Genomic DNA, 19,688 nt, shown 5'->3' with positions numbered 1-19,688 from the left:
GGTTCCCTTTGGGTTGATATTCCCAGTTTTTGAAATGGCTTAGTTGGCTGCAAGATGAATTGCATCATTCCAGTTAATTTTACAAAGCATATCGCAAAACGCATCCACTTGGCGTCGAAATGGTGTTTTTTCGGCAATCATCAGGCTGACATAACGACGATCCGGTAAGCCAGAGATTTCACGAAAAATCAGGTCGTTTTGAGCGATGTGAATGACGGCCTGCGGTAAGACTGTGACCCAGTTCTCGGCTTTGACCATCGCGATTAGGGACAGTGTGTTGAAGATTGATAAATGGGACATCTCAATTGCGGTTTGAAAGTTGGGGTCTTCGATTAAATGGCATAGATCGTTTTGGATAAAATTTGCGGATGTGATTTCGTTAAGGGTTGGCGGTTGCTTCCGCGTTGCGAGCGGGTGATGAGGCGAACAGATAAGACCAAATTGGTCAGAGAACAGCGGAATTTGTTGAACGCCGTTGATGTGATGTTGGCTAGATGCAATGCCGATATCTGCTTGGCCAGTGGTAAGGGCATCAATGACTTGCTGTGAGTGGGTGTCGCGAAGTTCGATTTTGGTTCCGTGATGTTGTTCCATAAAATTTGTAATGATGCGGGGGAAAATTAAACTGGCAACAGAGGGTACAGACGCAATCCGAATGAGCCCTTGCGGCGCATTCGCGGACGCCTCAATGGCGCGAATAGTATCGTCAAATTGGCGTAGTTCGGAACGGGCGAGATGAAAGACCTGTTCACCCAGAGGTGTTAGCCGGTTTTTGCGATCACTTTCGAACAGTCGTTGGCCGAGGTGGTTCTCTAGTTGTTTGAGGGTCATTGATATGGCTGATTGCGTGCGCCCCAATCTGGTCGCGGCCTCAGAGAGGTTTCCGGTTTGCGCCACTGTGCAAAAGCAGCGCAACATTTCCGTCTTTATTGCCATATTTCAATTTTCCTGTAATTTTGTTCAGAAGTTTGAATTTGACTGATGTTGTAACTTGAGTCCATTCTTTTTCAACTCTGACCGTGGGAAGCAAAATGTCCGAACTTAATCTGAACTTGATCGCTGGTGAATGGCTCTCTGGCGAAGGCGAAATCGAAAACCGTAATCCATCTGACCTGACCGATCTGGTTGGTATCTATGCGCAGGCAAGCTCTGATCAGCTTGAGGCGACATTGGATCAGGCGCAAGTGGCGCAAGCTGAATGGGCCGCCTATGGCATGGAGCGCAAACAAGCGGTCCTGATGAACATTGGTAATGAACTGATGTCCCGCGCTGAAGAACTTGGAACGTTGCTATCGCGCGAAGAAGGTAAACCAATCGCAGAAGGCAAAGGCGAAGTTTATCGCGCTGGCCAGTTTTTCACGTATTACGCAGCTGAATGCCTGCGTCAGCTTGGTGAAAACGCGGATTCTGTGCGCGAAGGTGTTGAAATCGACGTACGCCGCGAAGCGATCGGTACTGTTGCTATCATTTCACCGTGGAACTTCCCTACGGCAACGGCGTCTTGGAAAATTGCACCTGCACTTTGCTACGGCAATGCCGTGGTTTGGAAGCCGGCAAACATCACGCCTGCCTCTGCTGTTGCGTTGACAGAAATCATTAACCGCCAAGACATCCCAAAAGGTCTGTTTTCATTGGTTATGGGCGCAGGTCGCTCTGTTGGTCAGCGTTTGGTCGAAAGCCCAAAGGTGAACGCTATTTCTTTCACCGGTTCTGTTCCAGTGGGCAAAGGTATCGCATCTGCTGCGATCCAAAACCTGACCAAAGTGCAGATGGAAATGGGCTCTAAAAACGCATTGGCCGTTATGGATGATGCCGACATTGATCTGGCTGTTACGCTTGCCTTGGGTGGCGCATTTGGCGGTACAGGTCAAAAATGTACTGCATCGTCACGTTTGATCGTTCATGCGGCTGTTCATGACCAGTTTGTTGAAAAACTGCTTGTTGGCACACAGGCGATGAAAGTGGGCCACGGCCAAGAGGCGGGCACACAGCTAGGCCCAGTTGTGAGCGAAACTCAGTTGAACGAAAACCTGGCATGGGTTGAAAAAGGCAAAGCTGAAGGCGCTGAATTGGCCTGTGGTGGTGTGCGCCTCGATATGCCGCACGATGGTTACTACATGTCACCGGGCGTTTTCCTGAACACCAACAATGCGATGGAAATCAACCGCGAAGAAATGTTCGCGCCGCTGACATCCGTGATCAAAGTTTCAGGCTATGAAGAAGCATTGGCAACCGTGAACGACACTCGTTTCGGCCTGACCTCTGGCATCGTGACCCAAAGCCTAGCACGTGCAACGCATTTCCGTCGCAATGCGCGCACAGGTGTTGTGACTGTTAACTTGCCGACAGCCGGTACAGATTACCACGTTCCATTCGGTGGCCGCGGTGACAGCTCTTACGGTCCGCGCGAGCAGGGTAAAGCAGCAGCTGAATTCTACACAACAGTGAAAACAGCATACATCAGCGCTGGAAAGCCTTTCTAATGCTGATTGATAACCTGCAATATGCCAACTGGTCGGAAAAGATTTTCCGCCAAATGCGCGAAGGGGGCGTGGACGCTGTCCACGTCACCATTTCATACCACGAGAATTTCCGTGAAACTGTTCTGAATTTTGAACAGTGGAACCGCTGGTTTGAACAATATCCTGATTTGATCATGAAGGGGCAATGGGCCTCTGATGTCGATAAGGCACGCGAAACCGGGCGTACTGCGATCTTCTTTGGGTTCCAAAATCCGAGCCCGATCGAAGATGATATTGGGCTGGTTGAAATCGTGCACACCCTCGGCGCGCGGTTCATGCAGTTGACTTATAACAACCAATCGCTGCTCGCGACGGGGTGCTATGAGGCCGAAGATCCCGGTATTACCCGGATGGGCAAGCAGGTTATCAAAGAGATGAACCGCGTTGGTTTGGTTGTTGATATGAGCCATTCGGCTGATAGATCAACCATTGAGGCGGCAGATATTTCTGAGCGTCCGATCGCGATCACCCATGCCAACCCTTATGATTGGTCCCCAGCCCTGCGTAACAAAAAGGATGACGTCATCCGCGCTGTTACGCAAAACGGCGGCATGATGGGGTTCTCTGTCTATCCTCATCATCTGAAAGACAAAGGCGATTGCACGCTCGAAGGCTTCTGTGAGATGATCGCACGTACGGCTGAGAAATACGGTGCGCAGCATTTGGGCATCGGTACTGATCTGTGCCAAGATCATGCTGACTCTGTTGTAGAGTGGATGCGTGTTGGGCGCTGGAGCAAAGAAATCGACTATGGCGAAGGATCCGCCAGCGCACCGGGGTTCCCGGATATGCCGAAGTGGTTCAAAGACAACCGTGACTTTGGCAACATAGAAAACGGGCTGCGCGCGACCGGCCTGAACTCTGACGAAGTGGCGGGGATCATGGGCAAGAACTGGCATCGGTTCTACGCTGAAAACTTTACCCCAAAAGGATAAACTACATGGCGACAGGCGCGCAGACCCACATCCCGAGACGAGAACCAGGACAGGTCATGCGCCTGTCGCGGTTGGGGTCTTTGCATCAATCTCGGCTTAGCTTTATGCGGATATTGATGCGTCGTATGGCAAATGAGGAATGGAGCTTTTCCAGGCCTGTTTTTAACATCGATGAAAATGGCGTTGGCCATGCTGTTTATACCGCTCACGGTCCTGAACGTGCATATTCATTGGTCGCCTTTGCACATGATTTGCCTGCGGATAAACGGTCAGATCGAGTGATTGCCGAAGCATGGGATGCCACCTTTGCGATGTTTGATGGTATTCCGACTGTGGATGATATCGAACGCCTGTCGAAAAATGTACCTTACCAAGAAGCAGGGCGGGTCAGCCAGTCTGAGCTATCTCTGTCGCGTGCCAATCGATCTGTGCGTCTATGGGCGCATGTGGTCGAAGCCCTATCAAGCGGGCGCCAACCTGACGCCGCGCAAATTGGTGATGTCGGGTATCTGATGCGCACCACAGCGGTTTATGGCTCTGGAAAATTTGGTGCTGCTGATCGCGAGTTAATCGCGCAGCGCCCTGAAATGCACGCACCATTCCAGATTGAAATGCTGTCTGTCTATTTGACGCGGACATTTGTGCGCGATCTTGTTCAGCATATGGCGCAGGCTGTTGGTGGTGATAAAACAGCGACGCTAGATCCGGCAATTGCACGTCGTTTGGGTATCGGCAACTCTACCGGTTTGGGGATGGCACCCTTCATTATCAATCACCCAGTGTTGTTTAGTAACTGGATTATGGCACGCGAAGAGGCAATCGCGCGTGTACGATCCGTCGAAAAGGCGACGTCAGAAGAGATCGCCGCTTTTCAACGGTTATTTGAATGCAGTGCGATTTCTGTTGCTCTTTGGCGGTCTCAGCATCCTGTGCAGGTTGAAAAGGTCGCGGGATTGCGCGCAGATTTGGTTGCGCTTGATGAATACTTCGCCAGCAATGATCTGACAGGCGAATATCCTTGGGATAAGCTCGTGGTGTGGTCGCAAGACAACCTGAGCGAAGAGGGGCAGGAAAAAGTTGCCTCGCTCATCTTAGAACCCTACAGCGATCTCGTTGACGGATTAGCCGATTGTATGGGCGACACCAATCGGGATGCATTTCGCATTGATGGTTCTGCTTCTGTTGAAACCGTGCGCGACCTTATTAAATCCAGTTTTGGCTGGGCACTTGAACTTGACTGGGACGATCATGAACATTGCGCGCGCGCTTGGTATGTTTCTGCTGAAAAGCTAGAGCCACGTCTCGGTGAACGGTTTGATGAACCAATTACGGAATACGAACAACCGCTAGCACCTGCACGAGATGCTACAAAGGCCTTCGAGGCGTTAAACGATTGGCCAAATGATACGCCCATTGCTGCATTTTTACTTAAGCACCCGGAGTATCGCCATACCATTCGTCGGGCTCAACAAAGTGCTTTGGCACCCTATAGCGAAATTCACGACAACACGATTAGTGCTACTGTGATGCCAATAGATATGCTGCGCGCAAAGCTTTCGTTTTTCGGGGCGACACATTTCGACCCGCGGTCGGATCGTTGGGTGCGTATCTGTATGTATGCTGGCGCGCCGTATCCAGAAGACCTGACGCAGAAGAACGCAGATCTGTGGGTTTATCCGGAGGGCACGCTATGATCCTTTCATTAAATGAAATTCAGGCGGCAACCAAACGCGCAACGCGTGGCTTGGGGCACAGTTGGGGCATAGCCGAAGAATCTGCCAAAGCCGTTCGGTGGCTTTGCGGCCGTGGTTTGGGTGGATGTGAGGTGCTTGCGTCATATCTGCGCGAAACAGCCGGGGCGGATCTATCTAACATGGTTGTTCAGGATAGTGCCGGAAACTGGTCTTCTCAGTCGGGTCGTTTATGTCCGTTACTTTCAGGCGCTACGCTTTCCGATCATGCCTATATGTTGCGGGCTGATCCTATCCGGTTGCAGGGCGTTGTGGCCCCCGTATTCTTATTGGCGTTTGCTGCCGCTGCGGCAAAAGAAATGGATTGCGTTGTTTCTGTGAAATGGAACGATGTTGTTGCAATGACCGACGGGGCAGACCTGTGGTTGAATTGTGAAATCGGCGCCTTAACTTCTGCCAATCCTGCAGAAGTCTTGGTTCAACGGGTGGCACTACCCAGCGGTGAACGCGTCACCCGGCACACATTCGCGGTTCCCCAAGAAAGTAGCTTCAAAACAATAACAGAATTTGCTGAGCGCACATATGCTCCGGCCACCGAAGAGTCCCGTCTCTTGGGTGCGGGTGCTGGGCTTGGTGACAACGATTAAGCGAGGACACATGATCGAATATAAAACACTTAGCCTGTCGGAAATTGAAGACATTTCTTTCCGTGCGCTTGTCGCTTCTGGCACATCTGAAAAAAATGCGCGTCCGCTTGCCGTGGCGACCGCAGCAACCGAAGCTGACGGCGTGGCGAGCCATGGATTGGCTTATATCCCGATTTATTGCGAACACGTGCAGTGTGGTAAGGTCGATGGCCAGGCTGAATCAGCGCTAAGTCAACCGCGCCCTAGTGTGTTGACAGTTGATGCCGGAACAGGCTTTGCCCACGCCGCCATCGATGCCGGATTTGAGAAACTTATTCCGCTTGCGCGCGAGCAAGGCGTAGCCGTTTTGGCGATCAAAAACAGCTATAACTGTGGTGTCCTTGGGTATCATACCTACCGTCTGGCACAGGCTGGGTTATTGGGTATGGGTTTCACCAACGCCCCGGCATCTATTGCCCCATCTGGTGGTGCAAAGCCCGTTGTTGGTACCAATCCGTTTTCGATCGCTGCCCCAAATGAACAGGGCGAGCCTGCAATTTTGATTGACCAAAGTGCAAGCACAATCGCGAAAAGCGAAGTGATGAAACATGCCCGTGAAGGTAAGCCGATTCCTGAGGGTTGGGCACTTGATGATCAAGGAAACCCTACAACTGATCCTAATGTGGGCCTCAAAGGCTCTATGGCTCCATCAGGTGGCTATAAGGGCGTTGGTGTTGCATTGCTGGTTGAAATGCTGGCAGCGGCGATGACAGGCGCAACACTTGGTATTAATGCGGCACCGTTTTCCGGGACCGCTGGTGGGCCACCAAAAACGGGTCAGTTCTTTATTGCCATTGATCCTGCAGCGACGTCAGGCGGGGATTTTGCTGCGCGTATGGCTGATTTGGTTGGAGCAATTCATAATCAGGATGGTGCGCACCTACCTGGTGATGGACGAGGACAAAAACGCATTCGTTCTGCCAGCGAAGGTGTCGCTGTAAACACAGCGACCTTGCAACGCATTGAGGCCTTGATCGGTTGATGGGCTTTCTATCCTTCTGTGATTGGTAATGCGCAGACGGAATAGGTCAAAGGGAAGGGCTGTTTGACGGTCCTTCCCCTTTTTTGTTTGTAAACACAGCTGTTAGCTGGCCTCCGGTAACCCGAATTGGGTGGCGATGTTATCGCCGAGAGGAGTTAACGCGTATACAAAACCTGCCAGCATCGCCATGCTGATAATAACGAACAGAAATGCCGCGATCATTTTCATTTTGAAGATAGACCTCAGTAAAATTACCTCGGTTAAACTGGCACCTGCGCTGCCTATAATCAGGGCCATTACTGCCCCCAAAGACATCCCCTTTGCTGCCAATGCTGCGCTAAGTGGAATAACAGCCTCGGCGCGGATATAAAGTGGTATGCCAATGACAGCCGATATTGGAATAGCCATTAAGTTGTCGTTACCGGCGTATTTGCTGATAAGCTCGGTTGGTAAAAACCCATAGATGGCCGAGCCTATTAAAATGCCGGCCAATAAAAAGGGCAACACGCCTTTGAAATCTTTCCAAGTGATTTTCCAAATGCGGACCCAGCGGTTTTCAGGTTTTGAAAGCGAGGATGAGCAAGTTGACCCACAAGTATTGGCAGCGGGGGGGTGGTACGCGTTTGGTTCAATGTATTGTTCAAAGCCTAGTTTTTCTAATATCACTCCGGCCATAATCGAAACCCCCAAAGCAATTGTGAAGTATACGAGCGCGACCTGAAGCCCAAATGTAACGACAAAGAGGCCGATGATAATTGGGTTCAGCAGCGGACTTGAGAAAAGAAAAACCATCATTGGACCAAATCCAGCGCAGGCCCGTAACAGACCTTTCAAGAATGGAATGGTTGAGCAGGAGCAAAATGGCGTTATTGCGCCCAGCAATGCGGCCATGATGTAACCTTTCCCGTTGCGTGAGCTCAAGATTGATTGAATGCGTTCGGGTGAAATGAATTCTTGCAACACTCCAACACCATAACTGATGAGCAAAAATAGAAGTGTCAGTTCGACAGCTAAGAAAAGGAACATATTTAGCGCGTTCTCGACGCCTGTGAGAAGTTCGGGAGACATGTGTCTAATCCATTGTGTGTTGCGGTTATTGGTTATCTAGAGTGAAGGAACTCAATTATCAACATATTACCGGTATATTAGTATTATTAAATGCTAATAGGTGTTGCTCAACGATCCAAATATGCAGATTAATTAGCATCCTTGCACTGCTCGCCAATGAGTTATATTTTATGTTCATATGTGCAGACAAAAGGTAAGAATATGAATTGGGATGAATTTTTAGGCGAAACTGTTGGGAATATCACCACTCTTGCAAAAGAAATGCCCGATACGATGGCAGGTTTCGATAAAATGGGCAAAGCGGCCAAAAAAGATGGAGCTCTTGACGAAAAAACCAAAGAGCTAATCGCGCTTGGTATAGCCGTATCTACACGTTGCGATAGCTGCATTGGGTTTCATGCAAAATCTCTTGTTCGTTTGGGGGCATCCCGGGAAGAAGTTTGCGAAGCGCTTTCGATGACGGCCTACATGGGCGGCGGGCCTTCTTTGGCTTATGGTGCAAAGGCGCTCAATGCCTTTGATACATTCAGCGCAGGGTAGTTTGTTCCTTAGATCTAATTGAGAGCCCCGGCCTAAGCCGGTGCTCTCTTGTGTAAATGACTATTTACACAATCTTGTTTCACTGGCATCCGAATGGGGTAAGAGCGAAGGATATCGGGATTGATTTGGCGACGGAGGCAGTTAACTGCGCTCAAGTCATCGATTTAATACCTCAAAGCTGTTACTCTTGTGCGGGTATCTCAATTGATGAGGAATTTGGCAGCTCTGCGGTCTCAACATCAGCTAGTCCACCTACCCGATGTGATACCTGTGTATCCTGTTCAAGAAGCTCACTAAGCCAAACATATAAATCTGATCGCAGCCTTGAGTGCTGCCCACGATTGGCCTCAGCTAAATGCACACCGCTTTGGGTACATAAGTGCGGATATACCATGTGTCATTTTGGCGGTATATTTTGGGTGCGGTATGAGGGCGAAGCATACTCAATTCGCAGTAAAACCCACCGTAGCAGGAGAGTAACTTATTTTGAGCTTGGATAGGGTGATCAGGAACCCATAATAGTTCCTTTTTCAGGTCCTAAAATGTAATGAAATCAATGCATCCACGTTTGAACTGTGCAGCAAAGCTTCCCTTTCGGCACCATAAATATTCCTTTCAACGCCAAAGAAAAAGCCAGCGGAACGCTGGCTCTGTCTCGACGTGGCGATAGGCGACATGCTATCTCATTTTAGCACGTCGGACCGCCGAAAAATTCGTTGTGTCTTAGGACCAAGAGGCAATGGCGAATGCTTGGCTTGGATAAGATCCTGTGTCACGCGTTGGACGCTTTCGCCCCTTAAAAAACAGAGCTTTTTCAACGAGATGTATTTTCTGTTGAACTTGGCAACGGATTTCTTTGATACGATATGCCAGCGTTGACGTGTTTCTTGGGGTGAACGCAAGACGGTGTCGATGAAACCTGAACTAATCAGAGCGCGAACAGTTTTGGTGTCAATCGCTAGACTTTCTGCGGCGTCACTGAGGTTGCAAAAGGTGTCCTGTTGTCGTGCCATTGCTTTTTGCACCACCGGAAGTGATACCCTAAATTCATGGAACTTGGCAGTTTTGGGATTGTCGGCGTGAAGAGGTAATTTTTCAGAAAGTATGAGCTTTAGTAGCTCACCCAGTCCCCACTGAGACCTAGCGGCCACCTTTGAGAATGGATCGCTGCAGGCGCCAACTGAGCCGTCACTTTGGATGCATTGTCTTCTTAGTTGAGCAAGAAATGCGGAAACTTTACGACTGTCATAGTAGGGTGTTTTTGTGTCAAGTTTCAGCTCAACGTGAAGTACACCGGCTTTTGCTAGAATAAGTAATGTCCCGCGTTCAATGCCCAAGAAACTTGCAGTACTTTTTGCATCTTGTAGCTTCTCAATATCGTTTACTATCTGTTTTATTAGTTCCAAACTTGGATAGTCAGGAAAGACGGGGCGGCTTCCGTCCGGAGGTTTTGGTGCGAAGCCCATTTCGATTAGCCGTTGTTCAAATTTCCAGCGACTTACTCCAAATTTTTTCTCGGCAGTTCGTGGTGTAAAAAACGTGCTGTTTGGGGCAGACCTCGCCTAAAACTACGCTACCTTTAGACACTGGAAAATTCGACCAGATGAACGAGCGAACCAGATTACGGATGTCGTCAAACGCCGGATCCTTGTTGCGATCACGAAGCCAATTGAAGAAGATCCCGTAGCGTTCTCGATACTGTTTAACATCTACTGGAGACTGTAGCTGAATTTCTTTCAGTGTACCTGTTAGCGCATCGGGCCGTGTTGCAGGACATCAAATCCCTTAGAACCTGCTTTAAGCCACTGCTCTGCAGTTATTTTTGACCGTGCAATCTGAGGGCCAAGGGTAAGTAGCAACCCGAAGTTTTCGCAGGTCTGTGTTGCGACGTGCACTGGCAAGTTGTCGAGCCAGGTATGGGCCGCACCGTTTTTAAGACGAGCCAACAACCAAAGTTCCAACTTTTAGTCAGATATCCCTACGGGTAGCACGCGATCAGTTGGCGTATCGTCTAGAACGCGGGCGTAGTCAAAGACATCGGATTGGTTTTCGGGGCCAAGGATGTCAACCAGTAAGCATTGGTGGCGATGACAAGTACGCATGCTGGATAATTGCCATATGCCTTGGTGGGTTGGACCTGTTGTTCCGTCTCGCGAGCGTGCTTCCGTGACACAGCATGGGCACGCGCGGACATGCGTACGGTCGAAACAGGTAAACTTGAGTATCTCTTTCCCGAGGCGAAAATGGCCTGTTGCGTCGAGTTGTGGTGTCCAAAATAAAACTGGTTCTGGATTGCAACCGGCAAGTCCTACCATTCGTTCAATTTCGTTCGGACACCCATTGGTTAGTGCCTTGGGCACACCGAACAGCACCGATATCGTCGTACATACAAAAATTATCGACAGGGTCTGCATCGCCACATCGTAGTGGTCTACGAGGGCCAGCAGCATAATCGAGACGGCGACAAAGATCGTCACAGGGCGCGAACGCGACGCGTACCAGGAAATCGCCACCAGAAGAGGGACCATGATGAACCACGGCATCGCTTCAAACAGCCAAAGTGCGCCATCCAACATCCAGCTCAGTGGCTGTGTGATCGGGTCCAGAACAGTTTTTAGAGCCGGCTTGGCTGCCAGAAACCCCTCTTCTATCCCGTTGGTTACATCACGTGACTGCCATATGCGGTTGCAGCTTTCGTGCAGATTATCGAAGGAAGGAATCGGAACTAACGGCCCAGAGACCTCTTCTCCTCCTGCTTGCGCCGCAAGGTCCGCCAGCGAAAGAGGCGCTTTATCGTCTGACGTGCCACACCATTCGCTCAAACCCAATGCGCTGAATAACTTGTCATAGAAGGCCATTTATCCCACTTTCCGTTCTACTTCAGTGCGTCAGGGGCATCGCTGAGGATGCCCCTGTCCATGCAGTTTACTGTAGCAATGCGGAAAGCCTGTCGCGCGCAGCATCGTTAAGCCACGCCCCCCAAACATCATTGTAGGTTGTCAGGAAATGCACAGCACCTTCATCGTAGGAGGCATTGTTGTCCTCGACCCACGCCAGCGTTTCGCCCATCTGTGCGTTGGTGAAGGACAGATTTGTCATCAGCTCAGAGATTTCTGCGTTTTCAGCCATGAATTCCTTAGAAAGGACTGTCACCACTTCGCTGCGGGGGAAGGCGCTCATTGCTGGCGTCTCGCATTCCGCCGTGATGTTACAGGCGTGCGTTTCAGGGTCATGGGGGCCCATTTCGACCAGTGTCATCGGGTATTTGCCCAGTACCGATGTCGGCGCCCAATAAAAGCCGAACCACGGCTCTTGGTTCTCAAAGGCGGCAGCGATCGAAGCCGCAAGGGTTTCGCCTGATCCATGCACGAAGTTCTCAATGCCTGCATCAATCAACCCGCCTGCCATCAACAGGTTGGTGCTGGCATTCAGACAAGTCCATCCCTCGGGGCAGTTGTGAAAGCGATTTCCGACAAGTTCGGGATTGGCTGCGATGCCTTCAATTGTTGCCAGTTCCGGATGCTCCTCCACAAGGTAGTTCGGAACAAAGAACCCTTCGACACCGCCATCTGATAGAACTTCGGTCACAGGAATGATTGCACCTGAGTCAACCAGCCCTTGGTAAGCCGGCGCGCCGTTTGTCCAGATTTCAGTCAGAATATCGGGCTCTCCGGTCTCGGATACGGATGCCAGCGCAGGGTTGCTCGAGAGCGGAACCGTCGTCACTTCGCAACCATAGCCTTGCTCCATCAGGAACTTCGAGACCGCGGTCACAATTTGCGCTGACCCCCAGTCGCCTTGCATGATAGATACTTCACCGCAGTCGTCTGCCTGGGCCGCCGAGGCGGTGATTGCCGCAGCAAATACACACCCGAGTCCCGTTGAAATCTTGAACATTTCTTTCCTCCTTGTTATCGGCGAAACAGGGACGGAGAAACGCTCCAAGCCAAAATCCGCCTTGTTTGTAGGGATGATTTGTACCGACAGGCTTATGAGCAAAAAAACTGAAAAGAATTTTGAATCATGTACAATTGCTTACAGGTGGCGGATGAAGCGGGCGCGAATTTAGTGACTTTCGTTCCAACGAAAGCTTCTCAAATGTAAATCCCTAGGTGGTTTATGCGTGTGTATTTTTGACTCTTCCCAAAAGGCGGCAGGTGGAGTGACCACACCCGAGGGCGTCCGTTCTGTGATCATCACGCCCATTCGAACTAGCTGCAGCATCGGTAGATTTGGGCTCTTCAGGCGCATTCGCTGCGGTTTGTACGAGCGTCCGCTACGCGGCAACTTTCTCAAAAAGGAAAGAATATGCTGCCATAGAGGAACTATTATGGGGTGCTTAACACAGGGTGTTTGGTGGAGCCTAGGGGGATCGAACCCCTGACCTCCTGCATGCCATGCAGGCGCTCTCCCAGCTGAGCTAAGGCCCCAAAACAGCGGTCACTGTCTGTGAGCCGCTATCTATGTTCGTTCGGGGATGAGTTCAAGTGAAAAATCCCCGAACTCACTTAACTTTCGTCGTCGTTTGCTGGAACGTCAGCCAATTCATCCAAGGATACTGTATCCTCGTCATCATCGTCGTCCAGAACATCATCACCGAGATCTACGTCTGCGGTGTCTTCATCATCGTCCAATACCACTTCTTCATCGACCAGATCATCTTCGGTCTTGCTGTTGGCATCGGGTTTATCTGCAACCAGAGAGCGGGACTTATTGCCGGCATCAATGTTCACAACTTCGCCAGTATAGGGGCTGACAATTGGTGATTTGTTCAGGTCATAGAAGCGTTTGCCGGTTGTTGGGCACAGGCGCTTTACGCCCCATTCTTCCTTGGGCATTACATTTCCCTTCCGTCGTCGATATGCATATCTGAGAGTCGAAGCCAACTGCCACACTCAGGCCATGCTGTCAAAGGCTTTTGCCCAAAATTCGCAGTTCAAGCCGTTTTGGGGTTTCCTGATGATGTGTGACGTATACAACAGGGCCATGTTTAAGGGGAAACGTGATCACATAGTATTGGCTGGAGAGCCAGAGATTCGGGTGGCTATTAAACGGTCATCGCGGTCGAGGCGATTGAGTTTGCGGGTGTCACATTTAGATGGTCGCGTTACGCTGACGGCCCCAAACGGTATCGCTCAGAGAGCTTTGGATTCATTTGCGTTGGAAAAGGCGGATTGGATACGTGGGCATGTGGCAAAGCGAAGTGTGACTGAGCAGGTTGCTTTTGATGGGCACGTTCATATTGAGGGCATTTCTTGCCTCATCTCTAAGGGGAGCGGACGAAGCGTTGTAAGAGACGAGAACACTTTGTACGTGCCGGGATCAAGTGAAGTAACAGCTGCGAAAGTCCAAGGCTACCTGAAAACCCTTGCACGAGATAGGTTGGTCGCTGCGTCCGATTTTTATGCTTCGCAGGTTGGGCGGCCTTATGGGAAAATCACATTGCGCGACACACGATCACGTTGGGGGTCGTGCAGCCATGAAGGGCATTTGATGTATTCATGGCGTCTGGTGATGGCACCAGCTGACGTGTTAAACTATGTCGCTGCCCATGAAGTGGCCCATTTGGTGGAAATGAATCATTCTTCTGCGTTTTGGGCGGTGGTGGAAAAGCTCATGCCGGATTACGCTACGCATAGACTCTGGCTGCGGCAAAACGGTTCATCCTTGCACCGGTATCGTTTCAGCGATTGACCCCAGTTAAAAATTTGTGATCACATAACGCATGCTTTCAACCACAAAACCATCTGACCAACTGACATCCGCGCATGAGCGGGTGTATCGTGCTTTGCGAAGCCAAATTATGTACGGTCAGTTGGCCCCGGCGCAGGCCTTGACACTGCGCGGTATTGGAGAGGTGCATGGTGTTTCCATGACACCAGCGCGAGAGGCTGTTCGGCGTTTGGTTGCAGAAGGTGCGCTCACTCTGTCGTCATCTGGTCGGGTTACAACGCCGGCCTTGTCGCACGATCGGATTGAGGAACTGGCGGCGTTGCGTGCTTTGTTGGAACCTGAGCTGTCTTCTCGCGCGCTGCCGCGTGCACATTTAGCATTGATCGATCGTTTGCAAACCATCAACGGGGCAATCGCAGAGGCCGTTGTAAAGCAAGATGCGGTCGGATACATCCGGACAAATCTGGAATTTCACCGGACCCTCTACTTGCGGGCGCAAGCACCCGCAATGCTGGCGATGGTGGAAACGGTTTGGTTGCAGTTGGGGCCCACTATGCGTGCATTATATGGACGTTTGCGACAGACAGATGCGCCTCACAATCATCGGCTTATTCTGGCGGCTTTGAGAGCAGGGGACGAGCCAGGTTTGCGCCTTGCGATTAGAACGGACGTGACGCAAGGCCTGCGGCTTTTGGCGGGCTAGTCAGGTAGCCTGATGTCGGTTTGAGCATCTGCGCAAATCTGACTGATGGCCTCGTTCGGCTGAGTGTCTGTGAATAGAATGTCAAACTCAGTCAAAGAGGCAACGCGTACAGGCGCTGTACGGGAAAGCTTTGCGTTATCCATAACGGTGAACTTTCTTCTGGCTGATGCTAAAACTGCGCGCGTGGCGCGAATTTCGCGGATATCATAGTCGAGAAGATCCCCATCGCCGTCCAAGGCAGATGCGCTGATAATGGCGATATCGACTTTAAAGTTCTTCATGAATTCAGCTGTGAAATCGCCAACCATTCCACCGTCGGCATGGCGCAGCGTGCCGCCCGCAACGATGACCTCGGTGCTGGTGTTCATAGATAGGATATTGGCAACATGTAGGTTATTGGTGACGACCATTAAATCGCGGTGCGAAAGTAAGGCGCGTGCGACGGCTTCGGCTGTTGTGCCGATGTCTAGAAAAACAGATGCCGCGTCGGGCACCTTTTGTGCGACCATTGCGGCGATTTTGTCCTTTGCTTGTGCGTTTAAACTGCGGCGATCTTCGTATCCGATGTTCACAACACCAGATCGCAGCACCGCCCCGCCGTGCGTGCGCATCAACACACCGCTGTCACACAATGCCCCCAAATCACGTCGTATGGTTTGTACCGTGACGCGAAATTTTTGGGCCAATGTATCAACATCTACGCGTCCATTTTCCTGTGCGAGGCGCAAAATGTTTGTTTGTCGGGTTATTCCCATTCAATCGAAACTTTCGTTTAGGTTAATGTTCGAATTTTGCAATACGAATGGTATTCGCGCCATTTCGAAACACATCCGAACATTATAGAAAGAAAGTGACTGATTTCAACGGGTGCGACATGACAGATTCGATAAGCGATATTTTCATCATAGGTGGGGGCATCAACGGCTGTGGTATCGCACGAGATGCCGCTGGCCGGGGCTTGGATGTGACTCTGGCGGAAATGGGGGATTTGGCTCAGGCGACATCTTCTGCGTCAACCAAACTCTTTCATGGCGGGCTTCGGTATCTTGAGTTTTTCGATTTTCGGCTGGTGGCTGAGGCGTTGAAAGAACGTGAAACACTGTTATCCGCGATGCCGCACATCAGTCACCCGATGCGGTTTGTTTTACCCTATCACGCTGAAATGCGATTTGAAAAAGGGACACCAACGTCAAAGCTGCTTACGACGTTCATGCCGTGGATGAAGGGGCGGCGTCCGGCTTGGCTTATCCGATTAGGGTTGTTCTTGTATGATCGGTTGGGCAAGCGAGACATTTTGCCGGGAACATCGACCGTAGACCTGACATCTGATGTGGCTGGCGGAGTTCTAAAGGATAAGTTTCAGAAGGCCTTTGAATATTCAGACTGTTGGGTGGATGACGCGCGGTTGGTTGTTTTAAACGCTCGCGATGCGCAGCAGCGTGGGGCAAAAATAATGACCCGAACAAAAGTGCTTGGTGCGACCCGTGAGGGCGGGATTTGGCATATTAAAACAAAGGATCAGCAAACTGGCGTTGAAACGCTTCATAAAGCGCGAGCGATCGTAAACGCTGCAGGTCCATGGGTCGAAGATGTGCTAAAGGGGACGTTGGCGCGGCAAACCGAGGAAAGCATTCGACTGGTCCGAGGTAGCCATATCGTCGTCCGTAAGCGTTTCGACCATGATCGCGCCTATTTTTTCCAAGGTGAGGATGGCCGCATTATCTTTGCGATCCCTTATGAGGATGACTTCACGCTTATTGGAACGACTGATGCTGATCATCCAGACGCTGATACGCCGGCCAAGGCATCTGAGGCGGAGCAGGACTATCTCTGCAGATTTGCGTCGCAGTACTTTGAAAGTCCCGTACGTCGAGAAGACGTGGTGTGGACATACTCCGGCACACGCCCTTTGTATGATGATGGCGCGAGTTCTGCGACTGCCGCAACGCGAGAATACGTACTGTCACTTGACGATAACACAGGGGCGCCTTTGTTGAGTGTCTTTGGCGGAAAAATTACGACTTATCGCAAATTGGCCGAAGCCGCTTTGGAGAAAATCGCACCGCTGTTGGGAAATACAAATCCTGAATGGACCGCAGGTGTCGCTTTGCCGGGTGGGGATTTTCCCGTCGATGGGCGCGGTGGGCTTGAGGTTGCATTGCGCCGCAAGTTTGATTTCTTATCTGATCGTTGGGCTCGGCGTTTGGTTCGGTTGTATGGAACTGAGGCCGATAAAATGCTTGATGGTGCAGAAACGTCGAAGGATTTAGGAAGATGCTTTGGCGCGACTTTGACCGAAAAAGAACTCGCTTGGCTGGTGTCTAACGAATATGCAAAATCTGCGGAAGATGTGGTGTGGCGCCGAACAAAGCTGGGGCTGCGCTTGTCAAATGATGAAATAGCGGCGATCCAAATCTGGTTTGATGCGCAAGGGGGCAAATAGGCGATGACATTTATTTTGGCGATTGATCAGGGCACGACGTCGAGCCGAGCCATCTTGTATGATGCAAAGATGCAAGTCGCGGGTTCTGCCCAAAAAGAGTTCACTCAGCATTTTCCTCGGGCGGGGTGGGTCGAGCATGATCCAGAGGATCTGTGGGAAACCGTTGTCGAAACCTGTAAATCGGTCATTTCTAAAGTTGGTATCAGCGCTAAAGATATCGCTGCTATTGGTATTACCAATCAACGCGAAACAACAATCATTTGGGATAAAGCCACGGGCAAACCAATTCACAATGCGATCGTTTGGCAGGATCGTCGCACGGCATCCATCTGCGATGAATTGGCTCGTAAAGGTTTCGCATCAGATGTGACCGCCCGCACGGGCTTATTGCTTGATCCGTATTTTTCCGGAACCAAAGTTAAGTGGATACTAGATACAGTTGAAGGTGCGCGTGACAGAGCGGATGATCTGCTGTTTGGTACCGTGGATAGTTTTTTAGTGTGGCGTCTGACTGGGGGAACGCGCCACGTGACGGATGCAACCAACGCGGCGCGGACCATGATGTATAACATTCGCGATGGACAGTGGGATGAAAATCTTTGCCAGATGCTAGACGTGCCAATGACTCTGCTACCTGAAGTGTTGGGGTGTGACGGTGAATTCGGTGTAACGGAGCTGTTTGGCGCCCCCATTCCCATTCGTGGTATTGCTGGGGATCAGCAAGCGGCAACTATTGGGCAAGCCTGTTTTGAACCCGGTATGATGAAGTCGACTTACGGTACTGGGTGTTTTGCCTTGCTCAACACTGGTGACACTTTGGTCGAGAGTAAAAGCCGCCTATTGGGGACCATTGCCTATCAATTGAACGGAAAAGTGACCTATGCACTGGAAGGATCGATCTTCATCGCTGGTGCGGCGGTGCAATGGTTGCGTGATGGGTTGAAGATCATTGAAACAGCAACTGAATCTCAGCCCTTGGCTATGGCGGCTGACGCGCAGCAAGACGTGATCATGGTACCGGCCTTTACCGGGCTTGGCGCGCCCTATTGGTCCGCCGAAAGCCGTGGGGCAGTGTATGGATTGACCCGCAATTCTGGACCTGCTGAATTCGCGCGTGCTGCACTGCAAAGTGTTGGATATCAAACCGCAGATTTGTTGCACGCTATGGGTTCAGATTGGGAGGCAGGCGCCGAAACACGTGTGTTACGTGTTGATGGCGGTATGTGCGCGAGCGATTATACCATGCAGTTTCTCGCAGATATTTTGAACGTTCGGGTGGATCGTCCCGCAGGATTAGAGACCACGGCGCTTGGCGTTGCATGGGTAGCCGGAGCATCGGTGGGCTTATATCCAAATCAAGCAGAGTTTGCATCAACTTGGTCACTTGATCGCAGTTTTTCACCCGAAATGCTTACTGCTGAGCGACGTGAAAAGCGAGATCGTTGGGCACGTGCAATTGACGCCACGTTACAAGTGTAAATTCCTAAATTTATAGGGTGCGTGGTCGCAACAGTTTAGGCCGTTTTTGCACTTGGCCTTGTTGTCGCACCCTGCGAGCTCTACATCCCTTGTATGAAACAGTGGATACCCTTTTTGAAAAAAACACCGAAGGTCGCAGTCGTGCGGCTCTCAGGTGTTATCGCCAGCTCTGGTCGGGGCCGATTGAATGATGCGGGCATCGGTCCTGTTCTGGAACGCGCCTTTAAAAAAGGTAAGCCTGACGCGGTTGCGTTGATTTTGAATTCGCCCGGCGGATCGCCTGCGCAATCGTCTTTGATTGCGGCCCGGATTCAGCGTTTGGCACAAGAAAATGATACAAAAGTCTTTGCATTTGTCGAGGATGTAGCTGCGTCAGGTGGATATTGGTTGGCTTGTGCCGCGGATGAGATTTGGGTGGACCAAAGTTCAGTCGTTGGCTCCATCGGCGTTATTTCGTCAGGCTTTGGATTGGATGAGCTGATTGCAAAACATGGGGTGTCTCGCAGGGTTTATACTGCGGGAAAATCTAAATCATCTCTTGATCCGTTCAAGCCTGAAAACCCCGAAGATTTAAAGCGACTCGAAGGTTATCTGTCCCAGCTTCACGAAATATTTATCGATCATGTTCAGACGCGCCGTTCGGGTAAGTTGTCAGGCGAAGCGGACCTGTTTAACGGGGAAATTTGGATCGGTCAGAAGGCGGCCGAGCTTGGGCTCGTCGATGGTGTTGGACATCTGGTGCCGAAAATGAAAGAACACTTCGGGGAGAAGGTTCAATTCATGAAATACGGACAGAAAAAAGGCCTGTTTCAGCGCTTTGGCGCGGAAATTGTGCATGACGCAATCGCCGGGATCGAAGAACGCGCAGAATATGCGCGGTTTGGACTCTGAATGTTAGTAAAAATCGTCACGTTATTTCTGATTGGGATGGGGGTGCTGGCCATGTTCGGCCGGCTCCGCTTCCCC

18 protein-coding genes and 1 tRNA gene are annotated in these 19,688 nt (G+C 50.8%); 11 read left to right on the top strand and 8 right to left on the bottom strand.

Annotated features, from left to right (window positions below):
- Positions 1–39: 39 nt before the first annotated feature.
- Positions 40–936, bottom strand: a complete 897-nt coding sequence (locus G9C99_RS15560) for a LysR family transcriptional regulator (protein WP_166418445.1) — start codon at positions 934–936, stop codon at positions 40–42.
- A 95-nt stretch (positions 937–1,031) separates the two neighbouring features.
- Here G9C99_RS15560 and G9C99_RS15555 point away from each other — a divergent pair, with 95 nt between their 5' ends.
- The 5 genes from G9C99_RS15555 to G9C99_RS15535 are packed head-to-tail and all read left to right on the top strand — an operon-like array spanning position 1,032 to position 6,816.
- The gene (locus tag G9C99_RS15555; RefSeq protein WP_166418444.1) at positions 1,032–2,483 is read left to right on the top strand and encodes an aldehyde dehydrogenase family protein; all 1,452 of its coding nucleotides are present in this window, start codon (positions 1,032–1,034) and stop codon (positions 2,481–2,483) included.
- Complete coding sequence (locus G9C99_RS15550; protein WP_166418443.1) at positions 2,483–3,457, top strand: membrane dipeptidase; 975 nt, start codon at positions 2,483–2,485, stop codon at positions 3,455–3,457. Before G9C99_RS15555 ends, G9C99_RS15550 begins: the two co-directional genes overlap by 1 nt.
- Before the next feature lie 5 nt (positions 3,458–3,462).
- Complete coding sequence (locus tag G9C99_RS15545; protein WP_166418442.1) at positions 3,463–5,151, top strand: hypothetical protein; 1,689 nt, start codon at positions 3,463–3,465, stop codon at positions 5,149–5,151.
- Positions 5,148–5,795: a DUF3726 domain-containing protein gene (locus tag G9C99_RS15540; protein ID WP_166418441.1), complete on the top strand. Its 648-nt coding sequence runs from the start codon at positions 5,148–5,150 to the stop codon at positions 5,793–5,795. Before G9C99_RS15545 ends, G9C99_RS15540 begins: the two co-directional genes overlap by 4 nt.
- Positions 5,796–5,805: 10 nt before the next feature.
- Positions 5,806–6,816, top strand: a complete 1,011-nt coding sequence (locus G9C99_RS15535) for an Ldh family oxidoreductase (RefSeq protein ID WP_166418440.1) — start codon at positions 5,806–5,808, stop codon at positions 6,814–6,816.
- Between the two features lie 102 nt (positions 6,817–6,918).
- Here G9C99_RS15535 and G9C99_RS15530 read toward each other — a convergent pair whose 3' ends face one another.
- Positions 6,919–7,884, bottom strand: coding sequence for a permease (locus tag G9C99_RS15530; protein ID WP_166418439.1), 966 nt, complete (start codon positions 7,882–7,884; stop codon positions 6,919–6,921).
- A 201-nt stretch (positions 7,885–8,085) separates the two neighbouring features.
- On the opposite strand from G9C99_RS15530, the gene G9C99_RS15525 reads away from it, so the two are divergent.
- Complete coding sequence (locus G9C99_RS15525; RefSeq protein WP_166418438.1) at positions 8,086–8,424, top strand: carboxymuconolactone decarboxylase family protein; 339 nt, start codon at positions 8,086–8,088, stop codon at positions 8,422–8,424.
- 683 nt (positions 8,425–9,107) lie between these two features.
- On the opposite strand, the gene G9C99_RS15520 is transcribed toward G9C99_RS15525, so the two are convergent.
- The 5 genes from G9C99_RS15520 to G9C99_RS15500 all read right to left on the bottom strand — a co-directional run bounded on the left by G9C99_RS15520 (position 9,108) and on the right by G9C99_RS15500 (position 13,262).
- On the bottom strand, positions 9,108–9,890 hold the full coding sequence (locus tag G9C99_RS15520) for a hypothetical protein (RefSeq protein WP_166418437.1): 783 nt from the start codon (positions 9,888–9,890) through the stop codon (positions 9,108–9,110).
- A gap of 498 nt (positions 9,891–10,388) precedes the next feature.
- Positions 10,389–11,282 (bottom strand): TniQ family protein, encoded by an 894-nt coding sequence (locus tag G9C99_RS15515; RefSeq protein WP_166418436.1) that lies wholly within the window; start codon positions 11,280–11,282, stop codon positions 10,389–10,391.
- A 67-nt stretch (positions 11,283–11,349) separates the two neighbouring features.
- Complete coding sequence (locus tag G9C99_RS15510; protein WP_166418435.1) at positions 11,350–12,321, bottom strand: ABC transporter substrate-binding protein; 972 nt, start codon at positions 12,319–12,321, stop codon at positions 11,350–11,352.
- A gap of 457 nt (positions 12,322–12,778) precedes the next feature.
- Positions 12,779–12,854 (bottom strand) — tRNA-Ala (locus G9C99_RS15505).
- Positions 12,855–12,932: 78 nt separating this feature from the next.
- Complete coding sequence (locus tag G9C99_RS15500; protein ID WP_166418434.1) at positions 12,933–13,262, bottom strand: TIGR02300 family protein; 330 nt, start codon at positions 13,260–13,262, stop codon at positions 12,933–12,935.
- A 121-nt stretch (positions 13,263–13,383) separates the two neighbouring features.
- On the opposite strand from G9C99_RS15500, the gene G9C99_RS15495 reads away from it, so the two are divergent.
- Both G9C99_RS15495 and G9C99_RS15490 read left to right on the top strand, forming a co-directional pair.
- Positions 13,384–14,118: a M48 family metallopeptidase gene (locus tag G9C99_RS15495; RefSeq protein WP_331460019.1), complete on the top strand. Its 735-nt coding sequence runs from the start codon at positions 13,384–13,386 to the stop codon at positions 14,116–14,118.
- Positions 14,119–14,149: 31 nt separating this feature from the next.
- A complete protein-coding gene (locus G9C99_RS15490) occupies positions 14,150–14,800 on the top strand; it encodes a GntR family transcriptional regulator (protein ID WP_166418432.1) in 651 nt (216 codons plus the stop codon).
- Here G9C99_RS15490 and G9C99_RS15485 read toward each other — a convergent pair.
- Positions 14,797–15,555, bottom strand: coding sequence for a DeoR/GlpR family DNA-binding transcription regulator (locus tag G9C99_RS15485; protein WP_166418431.1), 759 nt, complete (start codon positions 15,553–15,555; stop codon positions 14,797–14,799). The two genes, G9C99_RS15490 and G9C99_RS15485, sit on opposite strands and share 4 nt — an antisense overlap.
- A 119-nt stretch (positions 15,556–15,674) precedes the next feature.
- Between G9C99_RS15485 and glpD the strand changes: the two genes are divergently transcribed.
- From glpD to G9C99_RS15470, 3 genes are all read left to right on the top strand, one after another.
- Complete coding sequence (gene glpD, locus G9C99_RS15480; RefSeq protein WP_166418430.1) at positions 15,675–17,243, top strand: glycerol-3-phosphate dehydrogenase; 1,569 nt, start codon at positions 15,675–15,677, stop codon at positions 17,241–17,243.
- A gap of 3 nt (positions 17,244–17,246) precedes the next feature.
- Entirely contained in the window at positions 17,247–18,722 is a 1,476-nt protein-coding gene (gene glpK, locus G9C99_RS15475; RefSeq protein WP_166418429.1) for a glycerol kinase GlpK, read from the top strand.
- A 93-nt stretch (positions 18,723–18,815) separates the two neighbouring features.
- Positions 18,816–19,613: a S49 family peptidase gene (locus tag G9C99_RS15470; RefSeq protein WP_166418428.1), complete on the top strand. Its 798-nt coding sequence runs from the start codon at positions 18,816–18,818 to the stop codon at positions 19,611–19,613.
- The last annotated feature ends 75 nt before the right edge of the window (positions 19,614–19,688 follow it).

This window comes from Cochlodiniinecator piscidefendens (assembly GCF_011326755.1).
GTDB classification, from domain to species: domain Bacteria; phylum Pseudomonadota; class Alphaproteobacteria; order Rhodobacterales; family Rhodobacteraceae; genus Cochlodiniinecator; species Cochlodiniinecator piscidefendens.
This window is presented reverse-complemented; position numbering and strand designations above follow the sequence as displayed.

What these genes read in the sequence shown, in the direction of transcription:
- G9C99_RS15555 (WP_166418444.1), top strand. Translation starts at nt 1,032, where the DNA reads ATGTCCGAACTTAATCTGAACTTGATCGCTGGTGAATGGCTCTCTGGC.
- G9C99_RS15495 (WP_331460019.1), top strand. Translation starts at nt 13,384, where the DNA reads ATGATGTGTGACGTATACAACAGGGCCATGTTTAAGGGGAAACGTGAT.
- G9C99_RS15515 (WP_166418436.1), bottom strand. Translation starts at nt 11,282, where the DNA reads ATGGCCTTCTATGACAAGTTATTCAGCGCATTGGGTTTGAGCGAATGG.
- G9C99_RS15560 (WP_166418445.1), bottom strand. Translation starts at nt 936, where the DNA reads ATGGCAATAAAGACGGAAATGTTGCGCTGCTTTTGCACAGTGGCGCAA.
- G9C99_RS15510 (WP_166418435.1), bottom strand. Translation starts at nt 12,321, where the DNA reads ATGTTCAAGATTTCAACGGGACTCGGGTGTGTATTTGCTGCGGCAATC.
- G9C99_RS15500 (WP_166418434.1), bottom strand. Translation starts at nt 13,262, where the DNA reads ATGCCCAAGGAAGAATGGGGCGTAAAGCGCCTGTGCCCAACAACCGGC.
- G9C99_RS15550 (WP_166418443.1), top strand. Translation starts at nt 2,483, where the DNA reads ATGCTGATTGATAACCTGCAATATGCCAACTGGTCGGAAAAGATTTTC.
- G9C99_RS15490 (WP_166418432.1), top strand. Translation starts at nt 14,150, where the DNA reads ATGCTTTCAACCACAAAACCATCTGACCAACTGACATCCGCGCATGAG.
- G9C99_RS15545 (WP_166418442.1), top strand. Translation starts at nt 3,463, where the DNA reads ATGGCGACAGGCGCGCAGACCCACATCCCGAGACGAGAACCAGGACAG.
- glpK (WP_166418429.1), top strand. Translation starts at nt 17,247, where the DNA reads ATGACATTTATTTTGGCGATTGATCAGGGCACGACGTCGAGCCGAGCC.
- G9C99_RS15485 (WP_166418431.1), bottom strand. Translation starts at nt 15,555, where the DNA reads ATGGGAATAACCCGACAAACAAACATTTTGCGCCTCGCACAGGAAAAT.
- G9C99_RS15470 (WP_166418428.1), top strand. Translation starts at nt 18,816, where the DNA reads ATGAAACAGTGGATACCCTTTTTGAAAAAAACACCGAAGGTCGCAGTC.
- glpD (WP_166418430.1), top strand. Translation starts at nt 15,675, where the DNA reads ATGACAGATTCGATAAGCGATATTTTCATCATAGGTGGGGGCATCAAC.
- G9C99_RS15535 (WP_166418440.1), top strand. Translation starts at nt 5,806, where the DNA reads ATGATCGAATATAAAACACTTAGCCTGTCGGAAATTGAAGACATTTCT.
- G9C99_RS15525 (WP_166418438.1), top strand. Translation starts at nt 8,086, where the DNA reads ATGAATTGGGATGAATTTTTAGGCGAAACTGTTGGGAATATCACCACT.
- G9C99_RS15530 (WP_166418439.1), bottom strand. Translation starts at nt 7,884, where the DNA reads ATGTCTCCCGAACTTCTCACAGGCGTCGAGAACGCGCTAAATATGTTC.
- G9C99_RS15540 (WP_166418441.1), top strand. Translation starts at nt 5,148, where the DNA reads ATGATCCTTTCATTAAATGAAATTCAGGCGGCAACCAAACGCGCAACG.
- G9C99_RS15520 (WP_166418437.1), bottom strand. Translation starts at nt 9,890, where the DNA reads ATGGGCTTCGCACCAAAACCTCCGGACGGAAGCCGCCCCGTCTTTCCT.